Raw genomic sequence first — 10587 nt, forward strand, 5'->3', positions numbered from 1 at the left:
GTGCGACGATGGCTCCCGATGCCGCAAAGGCGCCGAAAGCGCGTACGTGACCGGCTCGACGCACGAGGCGCGGCGCAAAGAAGCAGCCGGTGACGAAGCCGCCGGCCCAGGCCGTGCCCATCAGGCCGAGCGATGCGGTCGAGAAACCTTCCAACTGGCCGCGCAGCGGCAACAGCAGCCCGTGCAGTCCGGTCGCCGCCAGCAGGAAAGCGGTGCCGCGAAGCAGCGAGAGGATCGGTCGGTAGCTTGCAAACATTTAGCTGATCCGGCTGGAATTTGGGGAGGGTCTGAAGATTCGAGTTTTTCGGCGGCGGGCGCTTCGGCTCTGGAAACTATCCGCGGCGGAACAGCGCCTCGGCCGCTGATTTGGTGGTGCTCTTGGTCTTGAGCTCGGCTTCGAGACGGGCGATCTCGTCGCGCAAGATGGCGATCCGCTCGGACAGTTCATCAACGGAAAGCAGCGACAGATCCTGCCCGATCTCATGCGGGCGGGCTTTCTTTTTGGGTTCGTCGTCGAAGATCGCCATCGTCGCTCCTCGCTCATGCGCAAAAAAATTAACTGCTACCTCTGCGCGTCCAATTCGAACGCCCGACGCTGCAGTGGCCATTTGCCTGATTTGGCAATCAGCATACATAGGGCAGGGGCATGGATGCAAACAGTCGGCAAGAAAACCGGCAGCTGGAAAGAAACTGGCGAAGCGAGACGGGAAAACTCATGGCGAGTGGACAGAACAAAATTCCGGCGAAGATGACGGCCATTGCGATTTCGGAACCCGGCGGACCGCGAGTGCTGAAACCGGAAACGCGCGACGTGCCCGTGCCCGGTCCCGGCGAAATCCTGATCCGGGTGCGCGCTGCCGGTATCAACCGGCCGGATGTGCAGCAGCGCAAGGGCGTCTATCCGCCGCCGCCCGGTGCGTCGGACCTGCCGGGCCTCGAAGCGTCGGGCGAAGTTGCAGCTCTTGGCGACGAGATATCACGGTGGCGTGTCGGCGACCGGGTCTGCGCGCTGACACCCGGCGGCGGCTATGCCGAATACGTCAAGGTCCATGCCGGCAGCGTGCTGCCGCTGCCCGCCGGCTTTACCCACACGGAAGCGGCGGCGGTACCGGAAAACTACTTCACCGTCTGGCATAATCTCTTCGAGCGCGGCGGCCTGAGGGGCGGCGAGACGCTGCTCGTCCATGGCGGTTCGTCCGGGATAGGCACCACGGCGATCCAGCTCGCCTCGGCCTTCGGCGCCTATGTCATCACCACCGCCGGCAGCCAGGAGAAATGCGACGCCTGTCTGAAGCTTGGCGCCGACCGCGCGATCAAATACCGTGAGGAGGATTTCGTCGCGGCGGTCAAGGACGCGACCGGCGGCAAGGGTGCCAACGTCATCCTCGACATGGTCGGAGGCGACTATGTGGCGCGAAACTACGAGGCCGCGGCGGTGGAAGGCCGCATCGTCCAGATCGCCACGCAGAGCGGGGCGGTGGCAAGCGCTGATTTCTCGAAGATGATGGTCAAGCGGCTCACCCACACCGGCTCGACGCTGCGGCCGCGCACCGTCGAATTCAAGGCGGCGATCGCCGCGGCGCTGGAGGCGCAGGTGTGGCCGCTGCTCGGCACCCGCAAGGTAGCACCCGTCATGGACATGATTTTCCCGCTCAAGGAAGCGTGGCGGGCGCATGAGCGAATGGAGGACGGCGACCACATCGGCAAGATCGTGCTCGATGTCGGCTGACGGTCGGCAAACAAGCTGAACAAAGCGCTTAATTGTGCAATGCAACAAACGCATTGCGGCCATGCAAAAGCGTCTGTTCAACTTTTCATCAACGATGCCTATTTGAGCGGCATCGAAACGATGGAGGACTACCATGAACCCGATCCGTGCTTTCCGTAACTGGCGCATGTACAATGAAACCGTGCGCGAACTGAACCGCCTGAACGCCCGTCAGCTCAACGACCTCGGCATCAACCGTGGTGACATCGAGAGGATCGCCCGCAAGGCGCTTTGATCTCAAGCGTGATCTCGCCTGAAAGCATCAAGCCGCTTTTTCGCGACGTGGTGCTTCGGTCCGAGATCATGCTTTAGAAGCCAGAGCCGCAGCAGACGGGTTTCCCGTCGCCGGTTCCGAGCCCGCTGGACCCTGTCCGGCGGGTTTTGTCGTTTTGAAGTCCGTGCAGCAGCAGCTGCGATGATCGATCGGTGCCACGAAGGCGCCGGCAAGATGCTGCAAAAAGCTCCACGCCCCCAGCGGCGCAACACTCCCACAAACTTCTGCATTCTCCGGTCCTGCAGCCATGCTTACGACAGTACCTTCCAAAACCGTTGCGAAACGGCAACGGAGTGGTTATATACGCAGCGAATTTCCCATTTTGGTGGCTCTAAAACCACCGCCCGCGCGGGAACGCGGGCGAACGAGAAGGATATCTCATAATGGCCAATACGCTGCTGATGCCCAAGGCGACCGCCGTCTGGCTGGTCGACAATACCGCGCTCTCCTTCGAGCAGATCGCGCAGTTCTGCGGGCTGCATCCGCTCGAGGTCAAGGCGATCGCCGATGGCGAATCGGCGCAAGGCATCAAGGGCATGGACCCGATCATGACCGGCCAGCTGACCCGCGACGAGATTGCACGTGCCGAGAAGGACCCGAACCATCGGCTGAAGCTGTCCGACCCCAAAGTGCGGGTGCCGGAATCCAAGCGCAAGGGTCCGCGCTACACGCCGCTCTCGAAACGCCAGGACCGGCCCAACGCCATCCTCTGGCTGGTGCGTAACCATCCCGAGCTGAAGGACGCGCAGATCGCGCGCCTCGTCGGCACCACCAAGTCGACGATCGACCAGATCCGTGACAGGAAGCACTGGAACTCGGCCAATCTGCAGCCGATGGATCCGGTGACATTGGGTCTCGCCTCGCAGATCGACCTCGACATGGAAGTCAACCGCGCCTCGCGTGGCCGCGAGCAGGCACAGCCGGCCGGCGACACGCTGCTGCCGGCTGCATTGACCGAGCGCCTCGTGCCGGCAGCGGAGAAGCCAAAGGATGAGGATGCGGAGCTCGACGCCAACGCGGTCTTCGCCAAGCTTTCGGCGCTGAAGTCGAAGGACGAGGATAAGGACGACGAGGAGTAGGTGAGGGCACCTGCCTTCTCCTCCTCCCTCGTGGGAGAAGGTGGATTGGCGCGCAGCGCCAGACGGAAGAGGCCGTTGGAAGAAACGCCAACGCCGCGATCCTTCCAGCATCCCTCAGCCAACCGAGCTTCGCTCGGCCACCTTCTCCCACAAGGGGAGGGGGAAGACGTCACCTAATTTAGGTTCGCGCGGCTCGGTCCGGTGCCATGCCGTAATCCTCGCTGCGCTCAACAGCACGATAGAAATCGGCGAGCTGCTTGCCGCGCTCCGGCTTGAAGACGCGGCCGGCTATGACCACCGAAGCGATGCGATCGATACGGAAAGCGCGGAAATCGTCGCGCATCTCGCACCAGGCGACCAGCGTCCACACCTTGCCCCAGAACCACAGGCCCAATGGCCTGATGTCGCGCGCGGTGCCGCGGCCTGCTTCGTCGGAGTAGTCGATAGTCAGCACCTGGCGTTTTTCCACTGCGCGCTCGATCAGGTCGATTGCTTCGCGAGCGGCGTCGCTCACCACCCACATCGGCGTGTGGATTTCGGTGCGGGCGATGCGGTCCTTTTCTGCATCGGGCAGCACGGCGCCGATCTTGACCAGCGCCTCGTCGGCGGCCCGCGCCATGGCAGCGCCGCCAAACGCGCGCACCATGCGGGCGCCGGCGACCAGCGCGACGATCTCGTCACGCGTGAACATCAGCGGCGGAAGGTCGAAACCCTCCCTCATCATGTAGCCGACGCCGGCCTCGCCGTCGATCGGCACGCCCGTCGACTGCAGGTCGGCGATGTCGCGGTAGATGGTTCGCTCGGAAACCTCGAGCCACGTGCCCAGCTTCTGGGCGGTGACCAGACGGCCACCGCGCAGATGCTGCACGATCTGGAAGAGCCTGTCGGCGCGACGCATCGTATGGTCCCTCGGTGTTGTTTCTACGCATGTCGTTTTGCCAAAACCGGTTCCCACTTTTGGGCGACATGCATTATGGTTAGAGCCCTTCGCGTTTGCGCTGCGCGGCGACGAAAGCCGCGCCGAAGGAAAACTTCCCTGTTGTCGGCGTCTTTGCATCCAGCACCCGCCAGAACGGCGCGATGTCGCTAAGCGTCATGCCGCGTTCCAGATCCTCGTTGGCGGCCTCGGCAACAGTGCGCAGATGATAGCCGATAGTGACCGGACATGTCACTTCGGCACCGTGCTCGATGGCGAGCGCGGTGCGCAATGCGCGGACGTCCATGTCCACGCCCTCTGGGATGGAGCGGATGAAATGATCGACCTGCCGTGCCGTCGGCACCAGCATCGGTTGGCCTTCGACGACGTCGCCAACAGTGCGCGGCGTCGGCTTGATACCGTTGGTGCCCGGCGTGTTCAGCATGTCGTTCCAGCTCTTTACCATGCGCCACCTAAACGAAGAGCCCAAAGCTGTTGCCGTCCGGGTCGAGGCAATAAGCGAATGTGCCGGCCGGAATGGAGATCGCCGGCGAGACGATCTGCCCCCCGTTCTGCCTCACCCGTTCCATGGCGTCCTCGATCGGTGCGGCAACCGACAGATGGATGGTCGGGCCATTTCCCGGTGCTGCGGGTTTCCCTGGGTAGATGTGCCCGGAGGCCGTTCGGTCCTCGGCGGCGAACATGGCCATCGGGTTCGGGCCGCTCTCCTCGAGAATGAGATCGTTCTGGAGCACCGACCCATAAAAGGCGCGCGCCTGATCCATGTCGGTGACAGGAATCTCGAACCATGCCGAAGCTTTTGCAGGGATGAAGGCCATGTCTGTCTCCTAATACTGCCGCACTATTGCACGCCGCTCCTGACACCATACTGTCAGGAGGCTTCAGCATATTCCCCTTCAGCGTACTCCTTGGCGAACAGCATACGCATCTCAGCAACGTCGCCGCTTCTCTGGGGATAGAGCGTCTTCAAATAGGCAAGAGCGAACGTGCCCGGAGCCGAACCCGGCGCGGACACGATGCGACCGTCGGCGACCGCATAGGGCACGTCCTGATAGTTCTGGGCGCCCGGGTAACCCGGTTCCTTTTCGTTGATCCAGTCACGACCATTGCTGGTGTGTTTGGCCTTGTCGAACAAGCCGGCACGTGCCAGTGCCAAGGTGCCGGCGCAAATGCCGCCGACCACGCCGCCACGCGCTGCGACCGCTGTCAGCAGCCGGGAGACATCAGGCGGGGCATCGACCCACTGGTCGGAGCCGATGACCGCCACAGCGTCGAGATCGGTGTTTTCACCAACCTCGGTGGAACGGTCGGGCGTCAGCATAAATCCGCTGGCCGAAGTCACCGGCTTTCCGTTCGGCGTCAGCGACACCGCGCGTGCGCCGAACCATTCGACCGCCGAAGCCGCCAGCAGCCCGTATTCCCAGTCGGCGAAGCGATCGATGAAAAGAACGCCGATGGTTTTCTGTTCGGACATTTCCTGCTCCGTCTTTCCGTCCGCCGAACCTGTTTATCTGGGCGCCGTGGCGTCCGCATCCAACTGCTGCTGCGAAGAAATCGCCTCAATGGCCGCGGCCGTGGCGGCCTTCGTAATTATCCGGCCAACCGATGTCCTTGCGGATGCTTTGCGGCAACCCGTTCATGAAACGCCGGGTGCGGATCTCGTTGCGCATCGTCCTGATCTTGCCGACATAGTGCTGCATGCTGCGCAGAATGGTAAAGCCGTTCATAGCTGGTCTCCTCTCTTTCGATGGAGACTCTATCGCACACCCCTCCTGACAGCAGTCTGTCAGTAGAATGATGGCCTTCGGTGATGCTGCCGGTTTTGCCTTCCCGAGCTCGCCGGTGCGCGGCACGCCGGCTTGTTCATCGCAGGTATCGCTATCAGCGTCGAGATCGTTCAGCTTGCAGCGACGGACTGTCGGAATTCGGATCCTTCTGCGATAGGGTCGGCGTTCTGATATTGAAGGAGAAAAATTTTCCGTAAATCAGGGAGACGACCATGGGCCTGCAACTGACGGGAATCCACCACCTGACCGCTATCACCGCGAATGCGCCCGGAAACCTTCGTTTCTACACGAGGACCTTGGGCCTGCGACTGGTCAAGAAGACGGTCAATCAGGACGACACGTCGGCCTATCACCTTTTCTATGCCGACGCAGAGGCGACGCCTGGCACCGATCTTACCTTCTTCGATTGGCCGGTCGGACGCGAACGGCGCGGCACCAACAGCATCGTCCGGACCAGCCTGAGGGTCGCCAGCCCCAAAAGCCTTGCCTGGTGGAAGCAGCACTTGTCCGGCGAGACCGTCGCGACGGGAGAGATCGGCGATGTCGGCGGCTACCCGTCGCTGGATTTCGAAGACCCAGAAGGCCAGCGCCTGCGTCTCGTCAGCGATGGCGGCAAGGGCGACAGTCATCCCTGGGCTCAAAGCCCGGTCCCAATCGAGCACCAGATACGCGGGCTCGGGCCTATCGTGATCAGCGTTCCCGACGTCACCAACACCGAAGCGGTGCTGACCAAGGTGATGAACATGCACAAGGCGCGGGATTATGTCTCGCCGGATGGTCAGGGCCAGGTTCATGTCTTCGAGATGGGAAAAGGCGGCCCGGCGGCGGAACTTCATGTCGCGGTGCAGCCGGGCCTGGCGCCGGCACGGCAAGGTGCCGGGGCGGTCCACCACGTCGCGTTCAGGGCGCCGGACCGGGAGACCTTGCATCAATGGACGGCACGGCTGGCCGAATTCCGCCTGCCGTCAAGCGGTGAAGTCGAACGATACTACTTCCGTTCGCTCTATTTCCGTGAGCCGAACGGCATATTGTTCGAGATCGCCACCGACGGCCCGGGGTTCACGGCCGACGAGCCGCTGGAAACGCTGGGCGAAAGTCTGGCCTTGCCGCCCTTCCTCGAACCAAAGCGGGCCTCGATCGAGGCCGGCCTCAAGCCGCTGGCATAGCACCTCTCAACGTTATGGCGATCTGGCATGAGCGGAGCGCTTTGACAGCCGGCCGTGATACTAGAGCGCCGCGCGTCCTTCCTGGACGCGCAAAGGACGCTCCAGCACCGTTGAATCTACGCATCGTGCTTTCCGAAAATCGATTTCGATTTTCGGGCCGATGCGCTAGTCAAAAGCGACATGTCGAAACTCCTCGCGCTCGTTATCATTGTCATGATGGTCATCCAGCTGATCAAGCCGCTCGGCTGGCCGGGGCTGAAGCGGCGCAGCGATTTCTGGAAGCTGGCGGTGCTGGCGATGGCGGCGATTTCGATAACAGCGGCGCTGGGGCATTGGACGTAGAGCTGGCGGCCCCGCTACGCTACGCGTGGTTCGTTGGCCAGCACCAGGTCGACGAGATGTTCCGCCCAGGCCCGGTAGCCGGCTTCCGAGGCATGAAATCCGTCGGAGGCAAAACCGGCTTCGGCATCGGTGATCGGCAGGCGCGGCGCCGGCACTGCGCCGCGTTCGAGGCAGAGGCGCTCGCCCATCCGGTTCATCTCGGCGGCGCGGATCTCCAGGATCGTTCCAAGCAGCGGCGGCATTGCCGGCGCCCGGGTGAATTCCAGCACCGGCGACCACACCACGCGCGCCTCAGGCCATTTGGCTCGCAGCGCGTAGAGCAGGCCGCCAAAATCGCTTTTGAAGCGTGGCACCGAGTGAAAGTTCTTGGTGTCGTTGGTGCCGATGGCGAGCACGATATGCGTCCAAGGATCAGCCGACAGATTGGGCAGCACATGGTCGCGGATCTGGCCTGAGGTCGCCGAGTTGAAGCCGGCTGCCCGCCAGCGTACCGCACGGCCAGTGCGTTGCGAGATCAGCTCGGCCAGTTGCGCGGCCAACCCGTATTCGGAATTGCCGATGCCGACCGAAGCGGCGGAAGAATCGCCAAGCATCAGAAGCGAGATCGCTGGCGCCTGGCCTGATATGTCGTGCATGACCGGACCTTGCGCCGGCAGCATGCGGGTGGTGCGGCGACGCACGCCGAGTCCCTGCCAGACATAGACTGGAAAGGCGAGCCAGGTGAGGAGGGCAAGAAAGCGCTGCATCGCAAACCGTTAATGGGGAAAGTCCGTTAAAGGCGTGGCGAGCAGCACTTAGCGCATATCGGGCTAAAGGCGAAAGATCTTGCGTCGGCTGCCCGTCGTCAATGGTAACAGGCGTCCTGCATCTCGTGCCTGTCTGCGTATTCATCGTGCAGCCGCACCCAGTCCATCAGGCTGTGGTAGGAACCTGTCTCGTTGCGGCCTTTCGGCGTCAGGTCGAGATAGTGATAAGCGCCGATCAGCGGATCGCCGCCCCTGGAGCGCGACATGAAGGTCAGGAAGATGTCGCCGTTCTCATCCCTGTAGAACACGCTGATGCCGGGAAGGTCCTTCGATTTCAGCGCGCGCTGCTCGAAGTTGTAGGTCGTGTCGCCTGATTGGATCTGTTTGTCGGTGAAGGAAACCTGCATCTCGAAGTTGAAGTCTGACGCGTAGGACGACACCCAGTCGAATTTCCACCCCATGCGCTGTTTGTAGGGCAGAAATTCGGCCAACGGCGCCCGCGAGATCACGACCAGCGACACATCGTGGTGCTTGAGGTGCTGGTTGGCGCCGTCGATATGGTCGGCAAGGAAGGAACACCCTTCGCAACGATAATCGGCGCCCGGCCCGAACATAAAGTGGTAGACGATCAGCTGGCTTGCGCCTCCGAATAGGCCGGCCAGTTTCTTCGGGCCCTGTTCGGTCTCGAAGACATAGTCCTTCCGGATCTTCAGCCAGGGCAATTCCCGCCGTTCGGCAGCGATGCGGTCGCGAAATCGCGTCAATTCCTTCTCGCGGGCCAGATGCGCCTTGTGCGCCTGGAACCAGTCTTCCCGTGAAACGATCTTGTTGTTTGGCATGAGTCTGCTCCTCTTTGAGCCCCAAGGACGTTGGGGCTCAACGCAAGCCGACACGGCCGTCGGTTTTTTGAGCATAATTGAACCCGGGCACATGGCCCGGGTTCGGACGAAGGCAGAAAAAACCGGTCAGGCGGCCTGTTCCAGGTCCGGCTGCCATTTTCCAAGTGCGGCCAAATGGTTCATGTGGGCGCGGTGGGCGAAAGCGGCCCGGGCAGCGGCAACGTTGGCCGCCTTGCCGCTCCAGGCCTTCTGTGGCGCCGCCTGCAAGGCGCGGCCATAGGAAAAGGTCAGCTTCCATGGATGCGGGCCGATGGCATTGATGGCATTGAGGTTGGCGGTCGCCTCCTCGTCCGATTGCCCGCCCGAGAGAAAGGCGATGCCGCCGATTGCGGCCGGCACCGTTTCGCGGAACAGTCTTATGGTCTTTTCGGCGACTTCCTCGGGGCTGCTGGTCTTGCCCGACTTCTTGCCGGCGAGAACCATGTTCGGCTTCAAGATGGTGCCTTCGAGGACGACGCGGGCCGCGTAGAGCTCGGTGTAGAGTTTTGTCAGCGTTGCCTTGCTGATCTCGTAGCAGGTGCCGATGTCATGGGCGCCATCCATCAGCACCTCCGGCTCGACGATCGGCACGATGCCGGCCTCCTGGCAAAGCGCCGCATAGCGGGCGAGCGCATGCGCATTCGAACCGATCGACGTGGCTGAAGGCACGCCCTTGGCGACGTCGATGTCGATCACCGCACGCCATTTGGCGAAACGGGCACCGAGCTTGTAATAGTCGGTGAGCCGCTCGCGCAGGCCGTCGAGGCCTTCGGTGATCGTATCGCCAGGGAAACCGGCGAGAGGCTTGGCGCCGGCATCGACCTTGATGCCTGGAATGGCGCCGGTCGCCTTGATGATGTCGACCAGCGGCGTGCCGTCGGCGGCCTTCTGGCGGATAGTCTCGTCGTAGAGGATGACGCCGGAGATGTATCTGGTCATCGCCTCCTTGGCGCGGAACATCATCTCGCGATAGTCGCGGCGGCTGTCGGCGGTCGATTCGACGCCGATCACGTCGAAGCGCTTCTTGATGGTGCCGGAGCTTTCGTCGGCGGCCAAAAGACCCTTGCCGTCGGCCACCATCGCGGCGGCAATGTCCTCGAGACGTTCGCTCATTGTGCATCCTCCTGAACCGTTTGTTCCAACCTAGCAGACCACTAGAGCAAGGCAGGTTCAAGTCGAACCATTACAAGCGGAAAGCTCGAATCGATTGAAACGCGCAAACGCCCCTCGTTCGCCTGTCGCCCCAGGGCCTCAGCGCTTCAGCACATCGACACCGGGCAGCGGCTTGCCTTCCATCCATTCCAGAAAGGCGCCGCCGGCGGTCGAGACATAGGTGAAGTCGTCGGCGACGCCGGCATGGTTGAGTGCTGCCACCGTGTCGCCGCCGCCAGCCACCGAGACCAGTTTGCCGGCCTTGGTGCGGGCCGCGGCGTGCTTGGCTGCCGCCACCGTCGCCCGGTCGAACGGTTCGATCTCGAAGGCGCCGAGCGGACCGTTCCAGACCAGCGTCGCAGCGCGGTCGATCCAGTCGGCAACGGTCTTCACGGTCTTTTCGCCGACATCGAGGATCATCCCATCGGCCGGCACCTCTGATATTGCGACGGTTTCGC

Annotated in this window: 15 protein-coding genes and 1 pseudogene; 5 read left to right on the forward strand and 11 right to left on the reverse strand. The window is 62.5% G+C overall.

Going from position 1 to position 10587, the window contains the following annotated elements:
- Positions 1–256 (reverse strand): annotated as a pseudogene (locus EOA86_RS39900) (MFS transporter); the annotation flags it as partial.
- 76 nt (positions 257–332) lie between these two features.
- The gene (locus tag EOA86_RS02755; protein ID WP_029348741.1) at positions 333–527 is read right to left on the reverse strand and encodes a DUF1192 domain-containing protein; all 195 of its coding nucleotides are present in this window, start codon (positions 525–527) and stop codon (positions 333–335) included.
- 188 nt (positions 528–715) lie between these two features.
- Here EOA86_RS02755 and EOA86_RS02760 point away from each other — a divergent pair, with 188 nt between their 5' ends.
- From EOA86_RS02760 to EOA86_RS02770, 3 genes are all read left to right on the forward strand, one after another.
- A complete protein-coding gene (locus EOA86_RS02760; RefSeq protein WP_128340638.1) occupies positions 716–1729 on the forward strand; it encodes an NAD(P)H-quinone oxidoreductase in 1014 nt (337 codons plus the stop codon).
- 133 nt (positions 1730–1862) lie between these two features.
- The gene (locus tag EOA86_RS02765) at positions 1863–2003 is read left to right on the forward strand and encodes a DUF1127 domain-containing protein (RefSeq protein ID WP_065011316.1); all 141 of its coding nucleotides are present in this window, start codon (positions 1863–1865) and stop codon (positions 2001–2003) included.
- A gap of 422 nt (positions 2004–2425) precedes the next feature.
- Positions 2426–3121, forward strand: a complete 696-nt coding sequence (locus EOA86_RS02770) for a DUF1013 domain-containing protein (RefSeq protein WP_029348739.1) — start codon at positions 2426–2428, stop codon at positions 3119–3121.
- 178 nt (positions 3122–3299) lie between these two features.
- Here EOA86_RS02770 and EOA86_RS02775 read toward each other — a convergent pair whose 3' ends face one another.
- The 5 genes from EOA86_RS02775 to EOA86_RS02795 form a co-directional block, all read right to left on the reverse strand.
- Entirely contained in the window at positions 3300–4019 is a 720-nt protein-coding gene (locus EOA86_RS02775; RefSeq protein ID WP_008873880.1) for a YafY family protein, read from the reverse strand.
- Between the two features lie 79 nt (positions 4020–4098).
- Positions 4099–4503, reverse strand: coding sequence for a hypothetical protein (locus tag EOA86_RS02780; RefSeq protein WP_128340639.1), 405 nt, complete (start codon positions 4501–4503; stop codon positions 4099–4101).
- 7 nt (positions 4504–4510) lie between these two features.
- A complete protein-coding gene (locus EOA86_RS02785) occupies positions 4511–4876 on the reverse strand; it encodes a VOC family protein (RefSeq protein WP_128340640.1) in 366 nt (121 codons plus the stop codon).
- Positions 4877–4929: 53 nt separating this feature from the next.
- On the reverse strand, positions 4930–5532 hold the full coding sequence (locus EOA86_RS02790) for a DJ-1/PfpI family protein (RefSeq protein ID WP_128340641.1): 603 nt from the start codon (positions 5530–5532) through the stop codon (positions 4930–4932).
- Between the two features lie 85 nt (positions 5533–5617).
- Entirely contained in the window at positions 5618–5785 is a 168-nt protein-coding gene (locus EOA86_RS02795) for a hypothetical protein (protein WP_127210638.1), read from the reverse strand.
- 272 nt (positions 5786–6057) lie between these two features.
- Between EOA86_RS02795 and EOA86_RS02800 the strand changes: the two genes are divergently transcribed.
- Both EOA86_RS02800 and EOA86_RS02805 read left to right on the forward strand, forming a co-directional pair.
- Positions 6058–7011 (forward strand): ring-cleaving dioxygenase, encoded by a 954-nt coding sequence (locus tag EOA86_RS02800; RefSeq protein ID WP_128340642.1) that lies wholly within the window; start codon positions 6058–6060, stop codon positions 7009–7011.
- A gap of 180 nt (positions 7012–7191) precedes the next feature.
- Positions 7192–7353, forward strand: coding sequence for a hypothetical protein (locus EOA86_RS02805; RefSeq protein ID WP_127314259.1), 162 nt, complete (start codon positions 7192–7194; stop codon positions 7351–7353).
- Positions 7354–7367: 14 nt separating this feature from the next.
- Here the strand turns inward: EOA86_RS02805 and EOA86_RS02810 are convergent, their stop codons facing one another.
- The 4 genes from EOA86_RS02810 to pgk form a co-directional block, all read right to left on the reverse strand.
- Positions 7368–8099 (reverse strand): SGNH/GDSL hydrolase family protein, encoded by a 732-nt coding sequence (locus EOA86_RS02810; protein ID WP_128340643.1) that lies wholly within the window; start codon positions 8097–8099, stop codon positions 7368–7370.
- Positions 8100–8197: 98 nt separating this feature from the next.
- Positions 8198–8938, reverse strand: a complete 741-nt coding sequence (locus tag EOA86_RS02815; protein ID WP_128340644.1) for a thioredoxin family protein — start codon at positions 8936–8938, stop codon at positions 8198–8200.
- Between the two features lie 126 nt (positions 8939–9064).
- Complete coding sequence (locus tag EOA86_RS02820) at positions 9065–10090, reverse strand: class I fructose-bisphosphate aldolase (RefSeq protein ID WP_128340645.1); 1026 nt, start codon at positions 10088–10090, stop codon at positions 9065–9067.
- Positions 10091–10228: 138 nt separating this feature from the next.
- Positions 10229–10587: phosphoglycerate kinase (gene pgk, locus EOA86_RS02825; RefSeq protein WP_128340646.1), on the reverse strand; the 359-nt coding region annotated here is incomplete at its 5' end.

The sequence above is a fragment of the Mesorhizobium sp. M5C.F.Ca.IN.020.32.2.1 genome (assembly GCF_004023105.1).
Classification (GTDB): domain Bacteria; phylum Pseudomonadota; class Alphaproteobacteria; order Rhizobiales; family Rhizobiaceae; genus Mesorhizobium; species Mesorhizobium wenxiniae.